The 22,557-nt window shown below is 62.9% G+C and carries 23 protein-coding genes and 1 tRNA gene; 12 read left to right on the top strand and 12 right to left on the bottom strand.

Annotation, left to right across the window (positions count from 1 at the left end):
* Positions 1-35: 35 nt before the first annotated feature.
* The 4 genes from CIW50_RS02455 to rsfS all read right to left on the bottom strand — a co-directional run bounded on the left by CIW50_RS02455 (position 36) and on the right by rsfS (position 3,752).
* Complete coding sequence (locus CIW50_RS02455) at positions 36-1,412, bottom strand: S41 family peptidase (RefSeq protein ID WP_149529680.1); 1,377 nt, start codon at positions 1,410-1,412, stop codon at positions 36-38.
* Positions 1,409-2,680, bottom strand: a complete 1,272-nt coding sequence (locus tag CIW50_RS02450) for a murein hydrolase activator EnvC family protein (RefSeq protein ID WP_502707345.1) — start codon at positions 2,678-2,680, stop codon at positions 1,409-1,411. The genes CIW50_RS02455 and CIW50_RS02450 overlap by 4 nt, the downstream gene beginning before the upstream one ends.
* 177 nt (positions 2,681-2,857) lie before the next feature.
* Positions 2,858-3,340 carry a 23S rRNA (pseudouridine(1915)-N(3))-methyltransferase RlmH gene (gene rlmH / locus CIW50_RS02445; protein WP_149529678.1) on the bottom strand — a complete coding sequence of 161 codons (483 nt, stop codon included), beginning with the start codon at positions 3,338-3,340 and terminating at the stop codon, positions 2,858-2,860.
* Positions 3,341-3,386: 46 nt separating this feature from the next.
* Positions 3,387-3,752 (bottom strand): ribosome silencing factor, encoded by a 366-nt coding sequence (rsfS, locus tag CIW50_RS29420; protein WP_283808811.1) that lies wholly within the window; start codon positions 3,750-3,752, stop codon positions 3,387-3,389.
* A 19-nt stretch (positions 3,753-3,771) separates the two neighbouring features.
* On the opposite strand from rsfS, the gene CIW50_RS29415 reads away from it, so the two are divergent.
* Entirely contained in the window at positions 3,772-4,059 is a 288-nt protein-coding gene (locus CIW50_RS29415; RefSeq protein WP_172980174.1) for a hypothetical protein, read from the top strand.
* An 80-nt stretch (positions 4,060-4,139) separates the two neighbouring features.
* On the opposite strand, the gene CIW50_RS02435 is transcribed toward CIW50_RS29415, so the two are convergent.
* The 3 genes from CIW50_RS02435 to CIW50_RS02425 all read right to left on the bottom strand — a co-directional run bounded on the left by CIW50_RS02435 (position 4,140) and on the right by CIW50_RS02425 (position 7,083).
* Positions 4,140-4,769: a nicotinate-nucleotide adenylyltransferase gene (locus CIW50_RS02435; RefSeq protein ID WP_283808810.1), complete on the bottom strand. Its 630-nt coding sequence runs from the start codon at positions 4,767-4,769 to the stop codon at positions 4,140-4,142.
* A gap of 30 nt (positions 4,770-4,799) precedes the next feature.
* A complete protein-coding gene (locus CIW50_RS02430; RefSeq protein ID WP_149529677.1) occupies positions 4,800-6,092 on the bottom strand; it encodes a glutamate-5-semialdehyde dehydrogenase in 1,293 nt (430 codons plus the stop codon).
* A 76-nt stretch (positions 6,093-6,168) separates the two neighbouring features.
* The gene (locus tag CIW50_RS02425; RefSeq protein ID WP_172980196.1) at positions 6,169-7,083 is read right to left on the bottom strand and encodes a LysR family transcriptional regulator; all 915 of its coding nucleotides are present in this window, start codon (positions 7,081-7,083) and stop codon (positions 6,169-6,171) included.
* Positions 7,084-7,225: 142 nt separating this feature from the next.
* On the opposite strand from CIW50_RS02425, the gene CIW50_RS02420 reads away from it, so the two are divergent.
* Genes CIW50_RS02420 through CIW50_RS02395 form a run of 6 tightly spaced genes read left to right on the top strand, consistent with a single transcriptional unit; the run spans position 7,226 to position 11,797 of the window.
* On the top strand, positions 7,226-8,239 hold the full coding sequence (locus CIW50_RS02420) for an ABC transporter substrate-binding protein (protein ID WP_149529675.1): 1,014 nt from the start codon (positions 7,226-7,228) through the stop codon (positions 8,237-8,239).
* On the top strand, positions 8,239-8,967 hold the full coding sequence (rutB, locus tag CIW50_RS02415; RefSeq protein ID WP_149529674.1) for a pyrimidine utilization protein B: 729 nt from the start codon (positions 8,239-8,241) through the stop codon (positions 8,965-8,967). Before CIW50_RS02420 ends, rutB begins: the two co-directional genes overlap by 1 nt.
* 7 nt (positions 8,968-8,974) lie before the next feature.
* Positions 8,975-9,361, top strand: a complete 387-nt coding sequence (rutC, locus tag CIW50_RS02410) for a pyrimidine utilization protein C (RefSeq protein ID WP_093757765.1) — start codon at positions 8,975-8,977, stop codon at positions 9,359-9,361.
* 1 nt (position 9,362) lies between these two features.
* A complete protein-coding gene (locus tag CIW50_RS02405) occupies positions 9,363-10,154 on the top strand; it encodes an ABC transporter permease (protein ID WP_149529673.1) in 792 nt (263 codons plus the stop codon).
* Between the two features lie 30 nt (positions 10,155-10,184).
* Positions 10,185-10,985, top strand: coding sequence for a pyrimidine utilization protein D (rutD, locus tag CIW50_RS02400; protein ID WP_149529672.1), 801 nt, complete (start codon positions 10,185-10,187; stop codon positions 10,983-10,985).
* Complete coding sequence (locus CIW50_RS02395; protein ID WP_149529671.1) at positions 10,982-11,797, top strand: ABC transporter ATP-binding protein; 816 nt, start codon at positions 10,982-10,984, stop codon at positions 11,795-11,797. The genes rutD and CIW50_RS02395 overlap by 4 nt, the downstream gene beginning before the upstream one ends.
* Positions 11,798-11,853: 56 nt before the next feature.
* On the opposite strand, the gene CIW50_RS02390 is transcribed toward CIW50_RS02395, so the two are convergent.
* The 4 genes from CIW50_RS02390 to CIW50_RS02375 form a co-directional block, all read right to left on the bottom strand.
* Positions 11,854-11,929: transfer RNA gene (locus tag CIW50_RS02390), tRNA-Thr, on the bottom strand.
* A 153-nt stretch (positions 11,930-12,082) separates the two neighbouring features.
* Entirely contained in the window at positions 12,083-13,801 is a 1,719-nt protein-coding gene (locus CIW50_RS02385; RefSeq protein WP_149529670.1) for a heme biosynthesis protein HemY, read from the bottom strand.
* A 7-nt stretch (positions 13,802-13,808) separates the two neighbouring features.
* The gene (locus CIW50_RS02380; protein WP_149529669.1) at positions 13,809-14,969 is read right to left on the bottom strand and encodes a COG4223 family protein; all 1,161 of its coding nucleotides are present in this window, start codon (positions 14,967-14,969) and stop codon (positions 13,809-13,811) included.
* 56 nt (positions 14,970-15,025) lie between these two features.
* Positions 15,026-15,772 carry a uroporphyrinogen-III synthase gene (locus CIW50_RS02375; RefSeq protein ID WP_149529668.1) on the bottom strand — a complete coding sequence of 249 codons (747 nt, stop codon included), beginning with the start codon at positions 15,770-15,772 and terminating at the stop codon, positions 15,026-15,028.
* A 142-nt stretch (positions 15,773-15,914) separates the two neighbouring features.
* On the opposite strand from CIW50_RS02375, the gene tsaD reads away from it, so the two are divergent.
* Genes tsaD through CIW50_RS02355 form a run of 4 tightly spaced genes read left to right on the top strand, consistent with a single transcriptional unit; the run spans position 15,915 to position 19,109 of the window.
* Complete coding sequence (tsaD, locus tag CIW50_RS02370) at positions 15,915-16,988, top strand: tRNA (adenosine(37)-N6)-threonylcarbamoyltransferase complex transferase subunit TsaD (RefSeq protein ID WP_149530373.1); 1,074 nt, start codon at positions 15,915-15,917, stop codon at positions 16,986-16,988.
* Positions 16,989-16,998: 10 nt separating this feature from the next.
* Complete coding sequence (locus CIW50_RS02365) at positions 16,999-17,979, top strand: NAD(P)H-dependent glycerol-3-phosphate dehydrogenase (protein ID WP_149529667.1); 981 nt, start codon at positions 16,999-17,001, stop codon at positions 17,977-17,979.
* A 7-nt stretch (positions 17,980-17,986) separates the two neighbouring features.
* Entirely contained in the window at positions 17,987-18,400 is a 414-nt protein-coding gene (locus CIW50_RS02360; protein ID WP_149529666.1) for an EVE domain-containing protein, read from the top strand.
* Between the two features lie 31 nt (positions 18,401-18,431).
* Positions 18,432-19,109: a class I SAM-dependent methyltransferase gene (locus CIW50_RS02355; protein ID WP_149529665.1), complete on the top strand. Its 678-nt coding sequence runs from the start codon at positions 18,432-18,434 to the stop codon at positions 19,107-19,109.
* Here the strand turns inward: CIW50_RS02355 and CIW50_RS02350 are convergent, their stop codons facing one another.
* Positions 19,110-20,219: a DNA topoisomerase IB gene (locus CIW50_RS02350; RefSeq protein ID WP_149529664.1), complete on the bottom strand. Its 1,110-nt coding sequence runs from the start codon at positions 20,217-20,219 to the stop codon at positions 19,110-19,112.
* 353 nt (positions 20,220-20,572) lie between these two features.
* Here CIW50_RS02350 and acs point away from each other — a divergent pair, with 353 nt between their 5' ends.
* Complete coding sequence (gene acs / locus CIW50_RS02345) at positions 20,573-22,522, top strand: acetate--CoA ligase (protein ID WP_172980231.1); 1,950 nt, start codon at positions 20,573-20,575, stop codon at positions 22,520-22,522.
* Positions 22,523-22,557 lie beyond the last annotated feature (35 nt).

The following is a 22,557-nucleotide window of genomic DNA, read 5'->3' as shown; positions in this document are numbered from 1 at the left end:
CCGCCCTTTCCGCAGAACTGATGTTCCGTCGCCGATCAGTTCGGCTTGGCAGCGGGCTTGTCGTCGGCCGGCTTATCTGCAGCAGCAGCAGCGGCTGCCGGCGGCGTGACGGTTGTATTCGATGTCACCTTGATGCCATGGAGCAGATCGGCTGCTGCCTTCAGCGCCTTGTCGTTCTTGGCATCCGGCGGCACGTAGGACTGCGAACCGGTCTTCTCATCGCCATCGTTCTTCAGATGGCCACGCAGCGAGGCTTCGCCCTTGATGTCGCGGGACTTCAGCTCATCCGGCACATCCTGCACGATCTCGATGTCCGGGACGATGCCCTTTGCCTGGATCGACTTGCCCGACGGCGTGAAGTAACGCGCCGTGGTTAGACGCAGCGCACCGTTGCCGGAGCCCAGCGGGATGATCGTCTGCACCGAGCCCTTGCCAAACGAGCGCGTACCGATGGTGATCGCACGCTTGTGGTCTTGCAATGCGCCAGCGACGATTTCCGATGCCGAAGCTGAACCGCCATTGATCAACACAACCACCGGCTTGCCCTTGGTCAGATCGCCGGCATGCGCCGTGCGACGCTGGGTTTCTTCAGCGTTACGACCGCGGGTCGAAACGATCTCACCGCGCTCAAGGAACGCGTCAGAAACGGTAACGGCTTCTTCAAGCAGACCGCCCGGATTGTTGCGGAGGTCGATGATGAAGCCCTTGAGCTTGTCGGCACCGATCGCCGCGGTCTGGGCCGCGATCTCGCGCTTCAAGCCTTCAGTGGTCTGCTCGTTGAATGTCGTCACGCGGATATAAGCGATATCATCGCTCTCAACGCGCGCACGCACCGAACGGACACGAATGTTGTCGCGCACGAGGGTCACGTCGAGCGGATTGTCCTGACCCTTGCGGATGATCTTCAACTTGATCTTGGTGTTGACCGGGCCGCGCATCTTCTCGACAGCCTGGTTCAAAGTGAGACCCTGCACCGCTTCTTCGTCGAGGCTGGTGATGATGTCGTTGGCCATGATGCCGGCCTTCGATGCCGGGGTATCGTCGATCGGCGACACTACCTTGATCAGGCCGTCTTCCATCGTGACTTCGATGCCGAGACCACCGAACTCACCACGGGTTTGCACCTGCATATCGCGGAAGCTCTTGGCGTCCATGTAGCTGGAATGTGGATCAAGGCCGGTGAGCATGCCGGAGATCGCCGACTCGACCAGCTTGCTGTCGTCGGGCTTCTCGACATAGTCGCTGCGCACGCGTTCGAACACATCGCCGAACAGGTTGAGCTGGCGGTAGGTGTCCGAGGTCGCAGCGCGGGCGCTGGTGCCCATGAACACGGCGCGTGGCTGGGTCACGAAGAGCGTCAAGGCGGCGCCAGTGGCAGCACTCAGCAGAATTATGGAAGTCTTGCGCATCATCCGCGAACCTTTTCGCCTTCGTTAGCGGCCCACCATGGGCCTGGATCAATGGGAGTCCCGTCTTTCCGGAACTCGATATAAAGCACAGGCTGGCTGGCATTGGCCGCAAGGACGGATGCTACCCGGGATGTTGATCCCATGACAGCGATCGGTTCCCCGGTAAGGACGAACTGACCAATGTTCACCGAAATACGCTCCATCCCGGCGATCAAGACATGATACCCGCCCCCAGCGTTGAGGATCAAGAGTTGTCCATAGCTACGGAACGGACCTGAATAAACAACCCAGCCGTCACACGGTGTTGTGACCTGCGCACCGGCTCGCGCGGCCAACGAGATGCCTTTTTCGACGCCACCGACACCGTCGGAACCGCCGAAATTGCGAATTTTAACCCCATTGACCGGAAGTGCGAACATACCCTTCGCCGCGGCAAAGGCGATCGCCGGGCTGAGCCGGCCAGGATCCTTGAAGGCACCGATATTCGGCTTGCCGTTGCTGAGCGCCGCTGGCGTGCCCTGCAGACTGGCCGTGGCTGCTGCCTTCGCCGCCGCCTTGGAGTCCTGCTCCATCTTCGCGATCAGGCCCTGCAGACTGTCGACTTGACGGGACAGCGTCAGCGCACGCGCGGCTTCCGCTTCCATGTCCTTTTCCGCAGCCGACTGCTGCTTCTGGCGTTCGTCTGTGAAGGATGCGAGGCGCGTCTGTTCCTCCTTGAGCTTGTCGCGATCGCCGGCAAGCTGATCGCGCTCGGTCGAAATCGCCTTGCGCAGATTCACGAGCTCACTGAGGTCGGCCACGAGCTGCTCAGCGCGCGCGCGCATCTCGGGCACAACGGAGCCGAGCAGCATCGCGGTACGCAGCGACTTCAGCGCATCTTCGGGACGTACCAGCAACGCCGGCGGCGCACGGCGTCCGGCGCGCTGCAAAGCCGACAACACTTCGACGATCTCGCCGCGGCGCGATTCCAGCGTGCCGCGTATCTTCTGCTCGCGCGCATCCAGCGGACGCAGCCGCACCTCGGCATCGTCAATGCGGGATTCAACGCCGCGCACGCGGGCGGCAATATCGATTAGCTGCTGACTGAGCTTGCCGCGGTCCTGTCCGATCGCCGCAATATCGGCTTTCAGTTTTGCCTGCAGCTCCGCGGCGCTCTTTTGTTGCGCGCGGATCGCTTCGAGCTCCTGCTCGCGCTGGCGAATGATATCGGGCGATGGCGCATTAGCCTGCTGGACGGGTGCAGCGGTTTGCGCCCGGACCGAGCTCGTCATTAAACCTGCAACAGTCACCGGTATAAAAGTTGCTGATAGCACCATCATCGACAGCGACGAAGCGCCCGACATCCCGCGGCGAACGGCGGCGTGTTCAGATGGAATGGACCGCGGTGACAGCATCGTGGTTTCGACAACGCCTTGTTTCAAAACGCGTTAAGCTTGGTAAAGTAAGAGCTAAACGCGGTGATACGGGTGGCCTGCCAGAATTGTAGCAGCCCGGTAAATCTGTTCCAGAAGCATGACGCGAACCATTTGATGCGGCCAGGTCGCCGAGCCGAATGCAATGCTCAATTTGGCTTTGCGCCGCAATTCGGGCGAAAGTCCGTCCGCCCCCCCAATGACGAAAACATTATGTGGCACTGATTCGTCCCGCCACTTACCGATATGGCGAGCGAAACTAGCGCTGTCGACACTGCTGCCGCGCTCGTCAAGCGCTACGACCACAGCCTTTTCCGGAATCAGCGCCGAAATCGCCGCGGCTTCCTCATTGATCCGGGTCGACGCGTCACGTGCGCGGCTTTCCGAAATTTCATGAATCGCCAGGCCGCGGAAACCGAGCTTGCGGCCGATATCGTCGAAACGATCACGGTACCGTTCCGCCAGTTCGCGTTCCGGACCCTGCTTGAGCTTGCCGATAGAAATCACAAGAAGATGCATCGGCGCAGACTAGCATGTGTCGCGCCGTTGCCGAATGCCTGCTGGCTCAAACAGCCTTGAGATCGATCCGCGGTTCATCCGACGGACTCTGCGTCCACAGCCGTTCAAGATTGTAGAACTCACGAACCTCTGGCCGGAACACATGCAGGATGACTTCGCCGGTATCGATCAGAACCCAATCGCAATTGGACAGGCCCTCGACATGTAGCTTCTTCTGACCGGCTTCCTTGAGACCCTTGGCGACATTCTCGGCGACTGCGCCGACATGGCGGTTCGAGCGACCGGTGGTCACGACCATATAGTCGGAGAACGCCGACTTGCCGCGCAGGTCGATCGTCACCGTTTCCTCGGCCTTCATATCTTCGAGGCGAGCGAGAACGAGCCTGAGGGTTTCGGCCGCGCTATCGCGCACCGCTGCAGGCTTCTTCGCCTTGGGCGAAGCAACCTTCTTCGGAATGGCAGGCTTCGGTGGGGCCTTGGCAGCAACAGGCTTCGTGACTGCAGGCTTGCTTGCGGCCTTCGGCTTTGCGGATTTTGACGCGGCAGCCTTTTTGGGCGCGGTAGCCTTCTTTACCGAAGCGGGCTTCTTGGGCGAGGCGGCCGGTTTGGAGGAAGCGGCCTTGGACGAGGCTTTCTTGGCGCCCGTTTTGGTCAATACAGAAGTGGCCAGAGGACCATTCCTTTCACTGTATTGGGACGCCGAATCCGGCGCCCGGTGAGATCAAGTATGCATGTGGGAATGCCGGATTCAATATTCCAGCGCCCGCCCTATAGCACTTATCGGGTGAGTGTTGTGGAATTACGTCTTCCAGCTGCCATCCGGGTTCCGCAGCCGGGTAGACGACAGATTCAGCTTCAAACCGGTCAAAAATACCCATGCGGGGGGCTTCAGGTCGGCCAGTGACCCAGCCTCCTGCTCCGGTATCCGGTAGCGGCCGAGTGCGTGGGCGGCGGTCGACGCCAGTCCCTGAAAGCTCTGCGGCGGCCGGTCGATGACCGCAAAGGGCACCTCCCCGGCAATGACCTGCCAGCTCTCCCAGCGGTGAAACTGGGCGAGATTGTCGGCGCCCATGATCCAGACAAATCGTGCTTGCGGACATCGACGTCGGAGGTAGCTGATCGTGTCGACGGTATAGCGCGTACCGATGACACTCTCGAGACAGGTGACATCGATGCGCGGATGATCGGCCATTGCCTTCGCAGCGGTCGCGCGCTCGGCGAGATCGTGCAGATTGCGCTGATCCTTGAGCGGATTGCCCGGCGACACCAACCACCAGACGCGGTCGAGCTGCAGCCGTTTCATCGCAAACAAGCTGATGGCCCGATGTGCGGCGTGCGGCGGATTGAACGATCCGCCGAGCAGACCGATCCGCATGCCGGGACTATGCGGCGGTATGCCCTGCGCCGGCGGGACTGAATACGACTCCAATTCAGTCTCCACGCGCCCGCGCGCTCATCATCACGGCCGGGTCTGTCCGGTGCCGTGAATGCGATATTTGAAACTGGTGAGCTGCTCGGCGCCGACCGGGCCGCGTGCATGGAATTTGCCGGTCGCAATTCCGATTTCCGCACCGAAGCCAAACTCGCCGCCATCGGCAAACTGCGTCGAGGCGTTATGCAGCACGATCGCGGAATCCACCTCGTTGAGAAACTTCGTGGCCACCACGATGTCCTCGGTCACGATCGCATCGGTATGGTGTGAGCCGTGATCGCGGATGTGCGCAAGCGCATCATCGACGCCGTCGACAACGCGCGCCGAGATGATCGCGTCCTCGTATTCGGTGTCCCAATCGGCTTCCGTTGCAGGCTTTACGCGCGCGTCGATTTTCTGCACGGCGTCATCGCCGCGCACTTCACAGCCTGCATCGATCAGCATTTCCACCAGCGGCTTCAGATGCGTACCCGCCACCGCGCGGTCGACCAGCAGCGTTTCGGTCGCACCGCAAACGCCGGGACGGCGCATCTTCGCATTGAGCACGATCGACTTCGCCATCTCGAGCGAAGCGGCGTGATCGACATAGACGTGATTGACGCCTTCGAGATGTGCGAACACCGGCACGCGGGCTTCAGCCTCGACGCGGGCGACGAGGCTCTTGCCGCCACGCGGCACGATCACATCGACGCCGCCATTGAGGCCGGTCAGCAGCAGCCCGACTGCCGCGCGATCGCGCGTCGGCACCAGCGTGATGCAGGCCTCGGGCAGACCGGCTTCGCGCAAGCCCTGCACCAGGCAGTCATGGATGGCACGGCAGGAGCGGAAGCTGTCCGAACCGCCACGCAGGATCACCGCATTGCCCGATTTCAGGCACAGCACACCGGCATCGGCGGCGACGTTCGGACGGCTTTCGAAGATCACCGCGACGACGCCAAGCGGCACGCGCACGCGCTCGATGGTCATGCCGTTTGGCCGCTGCCAGCTCTCGGTGATGCTGCCGACGGGATCGGCGATGTCATGGATGACACGGATGCCATTGGCCATCGCCTGCACGCGCGCGTCGGTCAGGGTCAACCGGTCGATAAAGGCCGACGTCGCGCCATTGGCGCGGACCTCGGCGACATCCTCGGCGTTGGCCGCCAGAATCGCCGGCGCACCGGCGCGGATCGCGCGCTCCATGGCCGCAAGCGCCCGGTTCTTCTGCTCCGTTGGGGCCACCGCCAACGCACGCGCAGCCGCACGGGCGCTCTGGGCGAGGTCGTTCATCAGGACGGGCAAGTCAGCCGATCCGTCGATGGCTTTCAGCGAGGCGGTCATATGGGGCTCAAACTAGCGGAATAGGATTATTCTTCCTAAAATAGGGACTCATGGGAGCAACGTCAAAGCGTGTTCGCTACCATCCGGCGGCGGTGCGCTCCCGGATCGATTGCGCGACGAGCTGGATGCCGCGGTAAAGCGCCCGCCCCGCCGGCGACAGGTCACGCCCCACACGCCGGATCAGATACAGATCACGCTCGATGACCGGGTCCAGCAGCTTGCGGAAGGTCAGCACGGGGTGGTCCGTCGCCGGCAACGCCAGACCGGGTAGCGGCGCCACGCCGACGCCGGCTTCGACCATGGCGAGCAAGGTCGCCGGATGTTCGGCCTCATGCAGCGGGCTGCTGCGCCCCAGTTCCTGCAGTCCACGTTCCATTTCAAGCCTGATGCCGGTGCCGGTCGCCATCGCGACCATGCCTGCGGCCACACCGTCCATCCAGCTCACCGCGCTTTGTGACGCCAGCGCGTGGTCCCGCCGCATCACCAGCGCAAAACGGTCGGTCAGCAGCTTCGTCGCGTCGAGATCGGCGTCTTCCCCGGGCACATTGGCAATACCGAGCTCGGCATCGCCGCTGCGCAGCCCGGCAATGATCTGATGTCGCGACACTTCCTTGAGCGTCACGCTCACCATGGGATATTCGCGCTGGAAATTCGCCAACACTTCCGGCATCAGGCGCAGCGCCACCGACGGCACGCAGGCCACCGTAACATGGCCGCGGCGATGCTCGCGCAGATCGCGTAAATCCTGAAGCTGGTGATCGAGATCGGCCAGCAGGCGCTGGATCCCCGGCAGGAATTCGACGCCGACCTTGCTGAGCTGAACGCTGCGCGTCGTCCGGTCCAGCAGTCGGACCTGCAACTCGTCCTCAAGCTGGCGAACGGCCTGGCTGAGCGCAGACTGGGAGACACCCAGTTTCCGCGCGGCCCGGCTGAAGCTACCAGCCTGAACCACCTCGACGAAGCCACGGAGTTGCCGAAGGTCGATATTCATAAGCATTACAGATAAATATATCTGTTTTTCCTGACTTGTTAATGAAATTAACGAGTGCAACAATTTTATGCGACGAAATACTGCGGTTAAAAACTATGCAGTACACCATCTGACATCGGCAATGGCGGCGAGGGACAGAGGCATGATCGACAGGCGCAACCTACTCAAATATTCGCTCATCGGCGCCGCGACGGCACCGTTTGCAGGCCTGGGCGGTCCGGCCTTCGCCGCCGGCCGCAAGGTTCTGGTGTCGGAAGCCATCCGGCTCGGCATGTATGCCTCGCTCTATGTCGCCGCCGACAAGGGGCTGTTCGCCAAACACGGCCTCGACACGGATCTCTCGACTGCCGGCGGCATCGCCCTGCCGGTGCCTATCCTCCTGTCCGGCCGCGGCCAGATCGGCGTCACCAGCCCCGGCATGTCGGTCAATGCCACGCGCGAAGGCGGCAAGATCAAGAACATCGCCAAGATCGTCGGCGGCGTGTCGATGTGGGGGATGACCCGTCCGGACACCAAGATCACCACTATCGATGATCTGCGCGGCAAGACCATCGCGACGCTGAAATTCCCGTCCTCGACGATCCAGGTCCCGACCTATGCAATGAAGACGGTTGGCAAGTTCGATCCCAAGGAAGCCGGCGTCACCTTCCTGGAATTGCCGCCGGGCGCCCAGGCCGCAGCCGTCAAGGATGGCCGCGCCGACATCGCCACCGCATTCGAATGGGACATCAGCATCGGCGCCGAACAGTTCGGTCTCGTGCCGTCACTGTCATTCGCCGATCTGCTCGGCCCGCTGTGTTTCACCACAGCCATGGCCACCGAAGACGTGATCGCCTCCAACCCGGAGGCGGTGCAGGGCTTCTGTAATGCCATCGCCGAGGCGCAGAAGATGATGCACGAGAACAATGCCGTCTTCACCGAGGTCGCAGAGAAGTACTTCCCGAAAGTCTCACCGTCGGTGGTCGGTAGCGCGACAAAGAACTTCTTCGGCAGCAAGACGGCGATCCCGAAAAACCCGACCATCTCCACCGAGGAATGGGATCGCGCGATGTTGCTCGAACAGGGCGGCGGCGCCGTCTCCACGACGCTTCCCTATACGCAGATGGTCGACAATCGCTTTGCCGAGAAAGCGACCAAAGAATTCGGATTGGCGTGATGTCGGTTTCAACCAGCTTTCCGCCAGAACGGCGCTATGTGACGTTGCCCGCCCGCCCCGAGCCGTTGCGGCTCGCGGTCGAGGAGACCGCAGTCATCGTCGTCGACATGCAGAACGCCTACGCGTCGCCGAACGGCTATCTGGATCTCGCGGGCTTCGACGTCACCGGCGCCAAGGCTGCGATCGTGGCCGTCAAGGAAACGCTGGAGGTCGCGCGCGAGGCCGGTGTCACCGTGATCTATTTCCAAAACGGCTGGGACGCCGACTATGTCGAGGCCGGCGGTCCGGGATCCCCGAACTGGCACAAATCGAACGCCCTCAAAACCATGCGCGCGCGCCCGGAATTACAAGGCAGCCTGCTCGCCAAGGGTGGCTGGGACTATGCGCTGATCGATGAACTCCAGCCGCAGCCCGGCGACATCGTGGTGCCGAAGCCGCGCTACAGCGGCTTCTTCAACAGCCAGTTCGACAGCATCCTGCGCGCGCGCGGCATCCGCAATCTCGTGTTCTGCGGAGTTGCCACCAATGTCTGCGTGGAATCGACCCTGCGCGACGGCTTCCATCTCGAATATTTCGGCGTGATGCTCGAAGACGCCACGCACCAGGCCGGCCCCGACTACGTCCAGAAGGCGGCCGTCTTCAACATTGAAACCTTCTTCGGCTGGGTTTCCAGCACGGCCGATTTCCGCCGCGCATTCGCGCAGACCGAACCATCCACGAAAGCCTGAGGATCCCATGACAGATCGCGCGATCATTCCGCCCGGCACTCATCCACCGCTCGCACCTTACTCACCCGGCATGATGGCCGATGGCGTGATCTATGTGTCCGGCACGCTGGCCTTCGACAAGAACAACGACGTCGTTCATGTCGGCGACGCGGCTGCGCAGACCCGGCACATCCTCGAAACCATCAAGAGTGTCCTGACCGCCGCCGGCGCGACGATGGCCGACGTCACCTTCAACTCCATCTTCGTGACCGACTGGGCCAATTACGGTGCCGTCAATAAAGTCTATGCCGAATACTTCCCCGGCGAGAAGCCAGCCCGCTACTGCATCCAGTGCGGATTGGTGAAACCGGATTGTCTCGTCGAAATCGCGTCGATTGCACATAAGCGAGCTTGATGTGACGGCTATCGAAGCCACCCAGGCCAATGTCGAACGGCGGCTGATGCCGCCGGTCCTGCGGATCGCGCTGCTGCAAGTGGCACTGCTAGCTCTGTTACTTGCAGCCTGGGAAATTGCGATCCACTTCAAATGGATCGCCGTCTATCTCTATGGGCGTCCCAGCGGCATCTTCGCCAAAGCTTCCATCCTGATCGCCAACGGCGAACTCCTGCGCGACTCCGCATTGACTGCCTGGGAAGCCATCGCCGGATTCCTGATCGGCACTATCGCTGGCAGTGCGGCTGGCCTGCTGCTCTGGCTATTTCCAACCAGCGCAGCCGTGCTGCGCCCCTATCTCATCGCGCTCAACGGCCTGCCGAAGATCGCACTCGCGCCCTTGATCATCGTGTGGTTCGGAATCGGCATCTCGTCTAAGATCGCCATCGCCGCCATCATCACCTTCATCGTCGCAGTCATCACCGCGCAGCAGGGCGCCAAGGAAGTCGATAGCGACCTGATCAAGTTGATGCGCTCGCTCGGCGCCAGCCGATGGAAGACCTGGCGCACTGTTGTCATTCCTGGCGCCATGCCGTGGATCGTGTCCGCCTTCCGTCTCAATGTCGGCTTCGCGCTGATCGGCGCAGTGGTCGGCGAGTACATCGCCTCGAAAGAGGGCCTCGGCTACATGATCTACTACGCCGGCGTGCTCTACGATCTGAATGCCGTCTGGGTCGGCATCGCTGCGCTCATGGCGGTAGCACTGCTGATGTACGGCGCGATCGACGTGATCGAACGGCGCCTCCGCTTCTGATTTCCATCGCTCGAACCTGCAAGACCAGTCATGCCTTATGCAAGCGGCGGCAACGCCGATATCTATTACGAAACCCATGGACACGGTACGGCGATCCTCATGTCTGCCGGCATGGGCGGCAGCGGGTCGTTCTGGACGCCACAGGTCGCAGCACTCGCGCAGCGTCACCAGGTCATCCTCTACGATCACGTCGGCACCGGCCGTAGTGCCGATAACACTGCGCCATCGCGATCGATCGCCGGCATGGCCGATGACATCACGCATGTGCTCGACCACGCCGGCATCGAAAATGCGCATGTGGTGGGCCATGCCATCGGCGGCATCGTCGGAATTGAACTTGCCCTGCGCGATCCCGCGCGCCTGCGCAGCCTGGTGGTGGTGAACGGCTGGGGCCGGGCCGATCCGTTCCTGCGGCGCTGCTTTGAGGTCCGCAAACAGATACTGAATCAGTCTGGTCCGAAAGCCTATGTGCGGGCACAGCCGCTGTTTCTCTATCCGCCACAATGGATTTCCGACAACGCCGCGCGGCTCGACGCGGAAGAAGAGCGCATCCTCGCGCACTTCCCGGCAGCGGCGACGATGAATGCGCGCATCGACATGTTTCTCGCCTTCGACCCCGGCGACGCTCTCGCGACCATTGCTACGCCCACACTGCTCGCCTCGTCGCGAGACGACAGCCTGGTACCGGCCTATCTCACGCGACAACTCGCCGCCGCCATTCCTGGCGCGCGCGTACGCGAAGTAGAATGGGGCGCCCATGCCTTCACCGCCGTAACCCCCGATGTTTTCAATGACATGCTGCTCGGCTTCTGCAGCGAGGTTGACGCATGAACGCCATGACACCAATTGCACCATCGTCGTCGACCGCATCCGCTGTGCTCAGGGCCGAACAGGTCGGCGCATCGTTCGGAACCGGCAAGCAATATGTCGAGGCCATCCGCGACGTCAGTTTTGAATTGCGGCAAGGCGAAACCCTGGCCATTGTCGGCCCATCTGGCTGCGGCAAGTCCACATTGTTCAATGTCATCGCCGGTTTGCTGAAGCCGACGCGCGGCCATGTCGAGGTCGCAGGCATCCGCGTCGATGACGCCGCAGGGCACGTCGGCTACATGCTTCAGAAGGATCTGCTGCTGCCGTGGCGTTCCGTCATCGACAATGTGATGCTCGGCTTGGAGGTGCGCGGCGCGCCGCGACAGACCTCACGCGACATCGCCATGAAATTGATCCGCGCCTATGGCCTCGCCGGCTTCGAACATGCCAAGCCGGCAACGCTGTCAGGCGGCATGCGCCAGCGCGTCGCGATCATGCGCACGCTGGCGTTCGATCCGCAGGTGATCCTGCTGGACGAGCCGTTCTCGGCACTGGACTTCCAGACCCGATTGCTGCTGCAGGCCGACGTGTCACGCATCATCGCCGAAAACGGCAAGAGCGCCATTCTGGTCACCCATGACATCGGCGAGGCCATTGCGATGGCCGACCGCGTTCTGGTGCTCAGCGCACGTCCGGCGACGGTGCGGGCACTGCATGTCATCGACCTGCCCAAAGCAGGTCGCGATCCCGTCGCGCTACGGACCGACGCTGCTTTTCAGGCCTATTTCGCGAAAATCTGGGCCGATCTGGAAATGCCTGCCACGGCTGCGTAAGGTGCCAAGGCTACGGCTAATTGTTGCGATTTAGACGGGTGGCGCCGGAGCGCAAATGGTGCCGCAAACAGGACTCGAACCTGTGACCCCGTCATTACGAATGACGTGCTCTACCAACTGAGCTATTGCGGCGAACCAAGCGGCGATTCGGCTTTTCGGCCGAAAACGCTGGGGCATCTGATATCGCCCGGGGCTCCGCTTTGCAAGAAGCCGAGACGTCTCCGGCGACCGAAAAGCGCGACGAACCTTCCACCGAAACCAGGCATTTCGGCCTGAAACAGGGCTTCAGCCGCCCCAACGACGCAGGAAACCGCGCCAACCGCCCTGTTGCTGACCTGCATTCAGTTCGGCAAATTCATCGCGATAATCGTCCGCCTCATCAACGCCGGGATCGTCCGGAGGCCGGACGATGGGAATGACGGCCGGAATGGTAACTGCGGACCTGGCGGCACTGGCGATATCGCTGCGGTCGCGGAACAACGGCGGCGGAGCGGGGGCCGGTTTCGGCGGCGGTGGCGGCACTTCGGCAGGTTCAAGCGCGGCTTCGGCGGCTGGTTCGGACTGTATTGCAGCCTCAGGTTCCTGCGCGGGTTCCTGAACCGGCGCAACGGGCATGACTTCGGGCGGCACCGGCACCGCCGGCTTCGGCATCGCGGGCGGTGGGGCTAGCACGGTTTCGCGCAAAATCTCGGTCTCGATGGTCGAGGCTCTGTCCGACGAAGGCAATGCCGCCAGCGGCGTCTGCCACTGGAATGCATCGATCCGGCCGGTGACCGGCGACACCGGCCGCCAGCGATCGGACACGTAGCCGTCCGCAGTCCAGACCGGATCGTGCAGCGCGCGCACGGCCCGCAGCGTCCAGGCGCGGGCCCGGCCGCTGTCGCCGTGTTCGGTACGCTCGATTTCCGCCATCAGCATCGCGACGCGCTGGGTGGAGTCGGCCGTGAATGGCGCCAGCGCTTCGCGCGCGCGCGTGAATTCGGCGGCATCGATGGCGGCGCGGGCAATCGCCAATGCGCCTACGATATGACCGGGCGCTTTCGACGCCAGCGTCTCGACGCGCACCAGCCGCTGCCGCGCGGAATCGCCGAGTTTCACATGCGCATAGGCATCGGCGAGATCCGGATGCGGCTGCGCCAGCCACGCCGTCTCGATGATCTTCATCGCGCGGCGGATCTGATGCGCCTCGCTCTGGAATCGGCTTGCAAGCACTGCGGCTGGCACCAAGGTCGGCGCCAGCTTGATCGCCTCCGTCACGCTCTCACGGGACAGGTCGCGATCCGCTGTCTCGAGCTCCAACGCACGTGCCGTCAGCAGCACGCCGCGCTGCCGACGAAATGTCGCGCGATCGATCAGTCCAGAGGCGAAATTGTTGTCGAGAATCTTCAGCGCGCCGGTCCAGTCGCTCTGCGCGCAGCGGAAGCCGAGCACGGCCTGCGAGGCCCATGTCGATGCCGGCGACAGTTTCAGCGCTTCTTCAGCGATCGTGACGGCGGCAACGGGATCATCGCTGCGCTGCGCCTCGATGAACAGGCCGCGCAGACCCAGCAGCCGCGTATCGCCACGCTCGGCCATCGCCTGAAAGGCGCGATGCGCACCGTCGCGGTCGCCATCGAGCTGGGCTGACTGGGCATGCAGCAACAGAGCCAGCGGATCGTCAGTCGTCAGACGCTTGGCGACATCGGCATGACGCCGCGCGGCATGACCATCGCCCTGCCCGATCGCCAGCAAACCATGAGTGATGGCATGACGCCCGCGCGCCTGACGCTTCTCGTGACGGCGCCGGCGCATCCGCTGCGGCGCACGCCACAAACCACGCAGGAGCGACCAGGCGAGCACCGCCGCGACGATTGTCAGGCCAAGCACCAGCACGAACACCGGCACCGACGGTGAGGCGCGCCAGACGCCCCACGATATCACGACATCGCCGGGCTGATCGGCGACCCAGGCGGCACCCGCGGCCGCAAGCGCTATCAACACAAGAAACAGAATGATGCGAAACATCGGATTCCTACGGCGCCGGTTTGGAGAGCGCCGCCATCGCGTCGGCTGCGAATTGACGTGAAGCCGCCAGCGCTGCATCGCGCATATCGACTTTATCGAGCCAGGGCTGAACCGCCGCGCGATCTGCCGGCGACAGTGTGAGCAATTCACGCCTGGCCGCGGCGATATCATTGCTACGCGCAGCGGCCGCCGCGCGCGCAACGGCGCCGCCGTTACCTGCGCCGACAGCGTCGGTGCGCTCGATGCGGACCAACTTTGCCGCACCGGTCTGCAGACGATCCATGAAACCTGCGCCCGCGGCAGATGCGGCCGTCGGAGCGGGCGTGAGCTTCGGCAGCAATGCGAGTAGCTCGCGGCTGAGCGCAGCTGCATTCGGCACGCCCGTCGTTGCAAACGCATCGAGTGGCTTTAGCTGATTGGCATTGCTTGCAAGCGGTTTGACGGCCGCAAGGGCTGCCGCATACGGCTCGCTTTGGCGCACCGACGTATCGAGCAGCGACGCCGCAACGACACGACGCAAGGCGGCGTCATCGACCGGCTTAGCATTCTGTTGCGCAGCCGCTGACTTCAGCTCGCTGGCGGTACGTTCGATCTGTCCGAGCCGCTCATTGATCGGCTCGAGATCGACCACCCCATCCGCCGTGCGCGGCGCGGATTTGAGTTGATTGAGATCGGCAACGACACGATCCGATTGCGTCTTCGCGGCAGCAAGCTCGCCGCGCAAGACAGCGATAGATTTCTCGAGCGTATCGATCCGCGTCGCCAGACTCCTGTCCGGCGCGGCGACCGGACGCGTTTCGATCTGCGCAACGCGAGAGGCCAGCGCATCGACGTCAGCCTTGTCGCTCAAGTCGAGGCCACTCAAGCCGAACCACGCAATCCCCGCCACAAGCGCACCGGCGACGGCGCCAACGGCTGCGGGAACCAGGACAGGTGCTCGCGCAGGCGCCGCGGGCTTACGCGCTTCGGCTGCAGCTTCTTCAGCGGGCTCGAATGGCGGCATGTCCGACGGCGCGGTATCGATTGGCTCAGATAGCGTTTCCGGTGTCGCGGGCTCCCCAGCAGCCGGGCGCTCGGTGACCTCGCCCGCGGTCAATTCGATGGTCGGCGGCGGGCGCTTGGGCCGGCCCGCACCCAGAGACGATCCTGTCTCGTTATCGTCGACCATGGCGTCGGTTTCCTTGTGACATGCCCGATCCCTAGCGGGATTTGGTCACAGCAGTCTTAACGCGATAATGGCGCGATGGCACGGTCCAGTGCCGCGAACAGGGCATTTTCGTCCGGGGTCTGCGCCACCACAACCTGAGTGGCCCCCGCATCATGCGCGATCGTGCCGACGGCAGCCGACAGGCAATAATGTGGAACTGCGAGCGCGGCGATTTCGACGCCCGAAAGCCCCGCCGCCTGGAAGAATGCCCGAGCGCTCCGCCGCGAATAATGCAGGACGGCCTCCACCTTGCCGGCCACGAAGGCCGCGGCGACATCATCGGGCAGATCGGCCACCGGCATCATCCGGTAGGTGGTTTGTGTCACCACCGTAAAACCCCGCGCGCCGAGTTCACCGGCGAGATCCCGCGCCAGATCGGCGCCCGCCAGATACAGAAGCGGACGGTCTTTGTTCAGAAGCCTGCTCTTGCTGCTCTCCGTCAGGAGCTCACGCAGCGCCGCGGCATCACCATCAGCCGACAGGACCTTGGCGAAGCCAAGATCGCGCGCGGCCAGGGCGGTCTTGTCGCCGACCGCGAATAACGGCAGATGAAGCAGGGTTGCCTGCACCGGCTGATCGGCGAGCGCGCGCAGCGCATTGGCCGAGGTCACGATCACGGCCCCGAAATCCGCGTCCGTATCGATGGATAGCATCACCTTTTCGAAGCGCAGCATCGGCGCCGCCAACACGGCGGCGCCCCGCGCGCGCAAGGCGGCGGCGGTACTCGTATTGTCCGGCTGCGGGCGAGTGACAAGAATAGCCATATCTGAGGTCCGGTTTCAGGGGCTCGCAGGCCATAGGGCATCGAGTGATTGCACCTTGCGACCCCGCAATGCTACGCCGGGGACAGAAAAAGCCCGGATTTGGCTGATTTAGCAAGGACCGATAGTGACCACCGACCAACCGATGCTGGTGCTGGGAATCGAGACGACCTGCGATGAAACCGCAGCCGCCGTCATCGAACGCCAGCCCGACGGCAGCGGCAAGATCCTGTCCAATATCGTCTATTCGCAGACCGACGACCACGCGCCCTATGGCGGCGTGGTCCCGGAAATCGCTGCGCGCGCCCATATCGATCTGCTCGACGGCATTGTCGGCCGCGCCATGAAGGACGCCGACGTCAATTTCGCGCAATTGAGCGGCGTCGCTGCGGCCGCCGGGCCCGGCCTGATCGGCGGCGTGATCGTGGGTCTCACCACCGCAAAAGCGATCGCGATGGTGCATGATACCCCACTGGTGGCCGTGAACCATCTCGAAGCCCATGCGCTGACACCGCGGCTGACCACCGCGCTGGCGTTTCCGTATTGCCTGTTCCTCGTGTCCGGCGGTCATACCCAGATCGTCGCGGTGCTCGGCGTCGGCCAATATGTCCGGCTTGGGACCACCGTCGATGACGCCATGGGCGAAGCCTTCGACAAGGTCGCCAAGATGCTCGGCCTGCCCTATCCCGGCGGCCCACAAGTGGAACGCGCCGCATCGGGCGGCGATCCCAAACGCTTTGCCTTTCCGCGGCCGATGCTCGGCCGGCCGGACGCGAATTTCTCGCTATCGGGTCTCAAAACTGCTGTCCGCAACGAGGCGAGCCGGCTGATCCCGCTGGAAGAGCAGGACATCGCCGACCTCTGCGCCAGTTTTCAGGCGGCGGCGCTGGAATCGACGGCGGATCGATTGAGCGTCGGCCTCAAATTGTTCGAAGCGCAATTCGGCCCGTCGCATGCGCTGGTCGCGGCCGGCGGCGTCGCCTCCAACCAGGCCATCCGCGGCGCGCTGCAGGCAGTCGCAGCCAAAGCGCAGACGACGCTGATCATTCCACCGCCGGCACTGTGCACCGACAACGGCGCGATGATCGCTTGGGCCGGGGCTGAGCGTCTGGCATTGGGACTGACCGACACGATGGAAGCACCGCCTCGCGCGCGCTGGTTGCTCGACGCCGATGCCAAGGCGCCGGCCGGCCATTCCAAATCCCGCGCGGCTTACTGACGGACACACCATGGCCGACTTCAACTCAGTGGCGGTAATCGGCGCTGGTGCTTACGGCACAGCGCTGGCCGATGTCGCTGCACGTGCTGGCCGCGAGGTCGTGCTCTATGCACGCTCCGCTGCAGCCGCGGAGCTGATGCAGTCGTCGCGTGCCAACCCGCGACTACCCAGCACTGCCATCGACGACTCCGTCTTCGTCACCGCCGACCTTTCGCTGGCGGCGCGCGCCGATATCATTTTGCTCGCGGTCCCATCGCAGCAGTTGCGCGAGGCACTGACCGCGTTCGTGCCTTTATTGCCGGCGGGCATTCCGGTGGTCGCCTGCGCCAAGGGCATCGAGCGCGGCAGCCACAAATTCATGACGGAAGTCATCGCCGACGTCGCGCCGCAGGCGATCCCGGCCATCCTGTCGGGACCGAATTTCGCTAACGATGTCGCGGCTGGTCTACCCACAGCAGTAACACTCGCCTGCGCCGACGAGGACATCGCTATCGCACTCGTACAGGCTTTGGGTTCGGCGACGTTCCGTCCCTATCACTCCACCGATGTGCGCGGCGTCGAGATCGGCGGCGCGGCCAAGAACGTGCTGGCTATTGCTGCCGGCATTGTCGCGGGCAAACAGCTCGGCGCCTCGGCCCTCGCGGCACTGACCACGCGCGGCTTCAGCGAATTGCTGCGACTAGGCATCGCATGTGGCGCGCGCACCGAGACGCTGTCGGGCCTGTCAGGATTGGGCGACCTGATCCTGAGCTGTTCAAGCGCGCAATCGCGCAATTTTTCACTCGGCGTCGCGCTCGGCCGCGGCGAACAGCCGGCGCGCGACAAACTCGCCGAGGGTGAATTCACGGCGCCGGTGCTAATCGAGCTTGCAACATCGAAGGGCGTCGATATGCCGGTGGCAAAAGCCGTGGCGGCAATTCTGGCCGGCGGAGCGACCATCGATCAGGTCATCGAAGGCCTGTTGACGCGACCATTCAAGGCAGAAGGTTAGAGACGGGATGAAATACTGGCTGGTGAAATCCGAGCCTTCGGTGTGGTCGTGGGATCAGCAGGTCGCGAAGGGCAAAAAGGGCGAAGCCTGGACCGGCGTGCGCAACCACAGCGCCAAACTCAACATGATGGCCATGAAGAAGGGCGATCGCGCCTTTTTCTATCACTCAAACGAAGGCAAGGAAGTCGTCGGGATCGCCGAGATCGTGAAAGAGCACTATCCCGATCCGACCGATGAATCCGGCAAGTTCGTCTGCGTCGATATCGCCGCCGACAAGCCCCTGAAGACGCCGGTGACGCTGGTCGCCGTAAAGGCCGAACCGCGCCTCAGCGAAATGGCGCTGCTGAAACTGTCGCGATTGTCGGTGCAGCCCGTGACACCGGAAGAATGGAAACTCGTCTGCAAGATGGGCGGATTGTGACCGCGCGCATACGCGCTCGTTCGGCATGGTCATGAGCGCCAACGGCGCGGCTAAACCTGCGATCACCGATCCCGTTGCTTTCATCCGCGCCAATACGCGCCTGCTGCCGGTGCCCCTGGTGCCGGACATTGTGCTACACACGGCCGACGAAGCCGTGCCGCTATGGAGCAAGACGGAGGAGGAACTCGGCGAAGCCGGACTGCCTCCGCCATTCTGGGCCTTCGCCTGGGCGGGCGGTCAAGCACTGGCCCGCTACATCCTCGATCATCACAAGCATGTTGCCGGCAAAACTATCATCGATCTCGCGTCAGGTTCGGGGCTTGTGGCTATCGCTGCGATGAAGGCTGGGGCTAACCGCGTCTTCGCCTATGACATCGATGCCTTCGCACGAACAGCGATCGTGCTGAACGCTACTGAGAATGGTGTTGCGATCGAACCGCGTGGCGATGACCTGCTTGACGGCTCATCTGCGCCCGATACACAAACGATTCTGGCGGGAGATATTTTCTACGAACGCGACACCGCAGAGCGCGCTTTCGCTTTTCTGTCCGCGCAAGCGATGCGGGGCACGACAGTGCTGATCGGCGACCCCGGCCGTACCTATCTGCCGAAAGACAAGCTGCGCAAGCTGGCCGAGTACAAGGTGCCGGTGACACGCGATCTCGAAGATGCCGAGATCAAGAATACGGCGGTTTGGACGCTGGCGTAACTACCCCGCCTCTGCCACCACCTGCGCCAGAAGGTGCTCGCGCTTCGATTGCGAGCGATAACCCGTCTGCGTCGCAGCGAGGCGGGCGAGAAGACCATCCTCGAAAGCGGTGACGATGGTGTCATGCACATAGCTCTTGCGACAGATCGCCGCCGTATTTTGCAACTCGTCCGCCGCTGAACGCACGGCGTCGAGTACCTGCTTCTTGCGACCACGTGCGCTTGCTGCCGGCTCGATCCGCGATAGCGTCTCAACCACCGTCGCCGACGCCATCAGCGTGCGGAAATCCTTCAGCGAAATCTTGATGCCAGCTATATCGCGCAGAAACGCGTTCACTGCCGCCGTGTTGACCTTGTGAATGCGACCCGCATTGTCGCGATACTGGAACAGGCGCTTGCCCGGCACGTCGTGCAGGATGCCGATGGCGCGGACCAGCTTTGTAGCGTTGGTTTCCTTGCGCACCGCCTTGCCGCCCTTAGCCTTGAAGCTCAGCACGATGCAGTCATCTTCGAGCTGCACATTCGATTTCATCAGCGTGGTGGCGCCGCGGGTGCCGCTGACCTTCATATGGCTTTCGTTGCCGGCGCGAATTGCCGTGCGTGTCACGAGCTCGATCACGGTTGCCAGCGCAAACTCCCGCGTCGGTTCATCACCAGCCAACAGGGCCGAGACGTTGCGGCGAATCTTCGGCAGTGCCGCCACCAGCTTGGCCAGCCGATGCGCCTTGCGTTGCTCGCGGACCTTCTCCCAGTCCGAGTGATAGCGGTATTGCAGCCGGCCGGCCGCGTCGCGGCCTACGGCCTGCAAATGCGATGTAGGATCAACGGCATAGCGGACCTCGGCATAGGCCGGGGGCACCGCCATGGAGTTCAGCCGCTTGATCGTGCCGATATGCTTGATCGGGGTGCCGTTGGCCCTGACGAAGGAATAAGATTTTCCGCGCTTAAGCCGGCGGATCGTCAGCTCGGACTGATCTCCAAGCGTCAGGCCCATTTCACGGGCCAAGACCTCCACACTTGCGGGGCTTGGCTTGGTGGACATACGAGCTGGCCGCACGAGGGAACGGGCGGAAGCGGCCCGAGAAGGCGCGAAATTCTGCTGTTCCATCATAGCGTTATCTGCCTCGTCGGCCCTGTGTCTCTGCTAATGCCGTTTATTGATTTTTGGTTCCGGGCCGGCTCGCCCATCCGTGCGAGGGCGATTTAGGGGCTTCCCGCAACTATTGCGAGTCCACAGGCACGCACCTCCGGTTGCCGGCTACCGTTTTTGCCGTGAATTGGCTTTATGATGAAGGTTTGGAGGCCGGTGAAACGCGAACGTGATCGGGACCGCGACCTTGCAGACCGACCAAAGGCCTAGTCCGTTCCGGCTTGTCCCGCTATCTCGCCCCGGCGCATATTGCGCGCAACGAGAACCGGCTGGCGGCGAATTCGCGCAGCGGTCGCACGGTGGTGGAGGGGATGATGTCCGACAAGATTTACGACGTACCGGCTGAGTGGACGACGCGCGCCTTCGTCGACGACGCGAAATACAACGAGATGTATGCGCGCTCGATCAGCGACCCCAACGGCTTCTGGGCCGAGCAGGCCAAACGCCTCGACTGGTCCCACGCCCCAACCAAGATCGAAAACACGTCCTTTGCCCCAGGCAAGATCTCGATCAAGTGGTTCGAGGACGGCGTGTTGAACGCCGCCTATAACTGCATCGACCGCCATTTGCCGAAGCGCGCCAATCAGACCGCGATCATCTGGGAAGGCGACGACCCGTCGCAGTCGAAGCACATCAGCTATCAGGAACTGCACGACGAAGTCTGCAAGATGGCCAACGTGCTGCGCAACCGCAATGTCGGCAAGGGCGACCGCGTCACCATCTATCTGCCCATGATTCCGGAAGCGGCCTATGCGATGCTCGCCTGTGCACGCATCGGCGCGATCCACTCGGTGGTCTTCGCCGGCTTCTCGCCGGACTCGCTGGCGCAGCGCATCACCGACTGCCAGTCCAAGATCATCATCACCGCCGATGAAGGTCTGCGCGGCGGCAAGAAAGTGCCGCTGAAGAACAATGTCGATGCAGCGGTTGCCAAGGCCGGCGGCGTCGACTGGGTCGTCGTGGTCAAGCACACCGGCACGCCGGTGAACATGGATCCCGCCCGTGACTTCTGGTACCGCGAGGCCGCCGAAGTCGTCACCACCGAATGTCCGTGCGAGCCAATGAATGCGGAAGATCCGCTGTTCATCCTCTATACGTCAGGCTCCACCGGCCAGCCCAAGGGCGTGCTGCACACCACCGGCGGCTATCTGCTATTCGCGTCGATGACTCATCAATATGTGTTCGACTATCATGAGGGCGATATCTACTGGTGCACCGCCGACGTCGGCTGGGTCACCGGTCACAGCTACATTCTGTATGGACCGCTGGCCAACGGCGCGACCACGCTGATGTTCGAAGGTGTGCCAAACTATCCGTCGATGTCGCGCTTCTGGGAAGTGATCGACAAGCATCAGGTCAACATCTTCTACACCGCGCCAACCGCAATCCGCGCGCTGATGCAGGCCGGCGACGAGCCCGTAAAGAAAACCTCGCGCAAGAGCCTGCGCCTGCTGGGCTCTGTTGGCGAGCCGATCAATCCGGAAGCCTGGGAGTGGTACTATCATGTCGTCGGCGAGGCGCGCGCGCCGATCGTCGATACCTGGTGGCAGACCGAGACAGGCGGCATTCTGATCACGCCACTGCCCGGCGCGACGAAGCTCAAGCCCGGCTCCGCGACGCGGCCGTTCTTCGGCGTCGTGCCCGAGATCGTCGATGCGGACGGCAAGGTGCTCGACGGCGAGACCTCGGGCAATCTCTGCATTGCCAAGTCATGGCCGGGTCAGATGCGCACGGTCTATGGCGATCACGCCCGCTTCGAGCAGACCTACTTCTCGACCTACAAGAACAAGTACTTCACCGGCGACGGCTGCCGCCGCGATGCCGACGGCTATTACTGGATCACCGGCCGCGTCGATGACGTAATCAATGTCTCCGGCCACCGCATGGGTACCGCCGAAGTGGAGTCGTCGCTGGTTGCGCATGAGAAAGTGTCGGAAGCCGCCGTGGTCGGCTATCCGCACGACATCAAGGGGCAGGGCATCTACGCTTATGTCACACTGATGAACGGCATCGAGCCGACGGAGGAGCTGCGCAAGGAGCTGGTGGCCTGGGTCCGCAAGGACATCGGCCCGATCGCCTCGCCGGACCTCATTCAGTTCGCGCCCGGCCTGCCCAAGACCCGCTCCGGCAAGATCATGCGCCGCATCCTGCGCAAGATCGCGGAGGATGAACCGTCATCTCTGGGTGATACATCGACACTGGCCGATCCCGCCGTGGTGACCGACCTCGTCGAGCATCGGCAGAACAAGAAGCCAGGCGTATAAACTAACGCCCACGCTGACCGGCAAACACGGAGCGA

This window comes from Tardiphaga sp. P9-11, from assembly GCF_008329525.1.
GTDB lineage: Bacteria > Pseudomonadota > Alphaproteobacteria > Rhizobiales > Xanthobacteraceae > Tardiphaga.
The sequence above is the reverse complement of the archived record's forward strand: the minus strand, read 5'-3'. Positions and strand labels throughout refer to the sequence as shown.

Excerpts from the sequence above, each read along its gene's own strand:
- rutC (WP_093757765.1), top strand. The coding sequence starts at position 8,975 with ATGACAGATCGCGCGATCATTCCGCCCGGCACTCATCCACCGCTCGCA.
- CIW50_RS02430 (WP_149529677.1), bottom strand. The coding sequence starts at position 6,092 with ATGACCGCCTCGCTGAAAGCCATCGACGGATCGGCTGACTTGCCCGTC.
- rutB (WP_149529674.1), top strand. The coding sequence starts at position 8,239 with ATGTCGGTTTCAACCAGCTTTCCGCCAGAACGGCGCTATGTGACGTTG.
- CIW50_RS02375 (WP_149529668.1), bottom strand. The coding sequence starts at position 15,772 with ATGGCTATTCTTGTCACTCGCCCGCAGCCGGACAATACGAGTACCGCC.
- rutD (WP_149529672.1), top strand. The coding sequence starts at position 10,185 with ATGCCTTATGCAAGCGGCGGCAACGCCGATATCTATTACGAAACCCAT.
- CIW50_RS02425 (WP_172980196.1), bottom strand. The coding sequence starts at position 7,083 with ATGAATATCGACCTTCGGCAACTCCGTGGCTTCGTCGAGGTGGTTCAG.
- CIW50_RS02365 (WP_149529667.1), top strand. The coding sequence starts at position 16,999 with ATGGCCGACTTCAACTCAGTGGCGGTAATCGGCGCTGGTGCTTACGGC.
- CIW50_RS02385 (WP_149529670.1), bottom strand. The coding sequence starts at position 13,801 with ATGTTTCGCATCATTCTGTTTCTTGTGTTGATAGCGCTTGCGGCCGCG.
- CIW50_RS02455 (WP_149529680.1), bottom strand. The coding sequence starts at position 1,412 with ATGATGCGCAAGACTTCCATAATTCTGCTGAGTGCTGCCACTGGCGCC.
- rlmH (WP_149529678.1), bottom strand. The coding sequence starts at position 3,340 with ATGCATCTTCTTGTGATTTCTATCGGCAAGCTCAAGCAGGGTCCGGAA.
- CIW50_RS02450 (WP_502707345.1), bottom strand. The coding sequence starts at position 2,680 with ATGACGAGCTCGGTCCGGGCGCAAACCGCTGCACCCGTCCAGCAGGCT.
- CIW50_RS02395 (WP_149529671.1), top strand. The coding sequence starts at position 10,982 with ATGAACGCCATGACACCAATTGCACCATCGTCGTCGACCGCATCCGCT.
- acs (WP_172980231.1), top strand. The coding sequence starts at position 20,573 with ATGTCCGACAAGATTTACGACGTACCGGCTGAGTGGACGACGCGCGCC.
- CIW50_RS02380 (WP_149529669.1), bottom strand. The coding sequence starts at position 14,969 with ATGGTCGACGATAACGAGACAGGATCGTCTCTGGGTGCGGGCCGGCCC.
- CIW50_RS02350 (WP_149529664.1), bottom strand. The coding sequence starts at position 20,219 with ATGATGGAACAGCAGAATTTCGCGCCTTCTCGGGCCGCTTCCGCCCGT.
- CIW50_RS02420 (WP_149529675.1), top strand. The coding sequence starts at position 7,226 with ATGATCGACAGGCGCAACCTACTCAAATATTCGCTCATCGGCGCCGCG.
- tsaD (WP_149530373.1), top strand. The coding sequence starts at position 15,915 with ATGCTGGTGCTGGGAATCGAGACGACCTGCGATGAAACCGCAGCCGCC.
- CIW50_RS02355 (WP_149529665.1), top strand. The coding sequence starts at position 18,432 with ATGAGCGCCAACGGCGCGGCTAAACCTGCGATCACCGATCCCGTTGCT.
- CIW50_RS02360 (WP_149529666.1), top strand. The coding sequence starts at position 17,987 with ATGAAATACTGGCTGGTGAAATCCGAGCCTTCGGTGTGGTCGTGGGAT.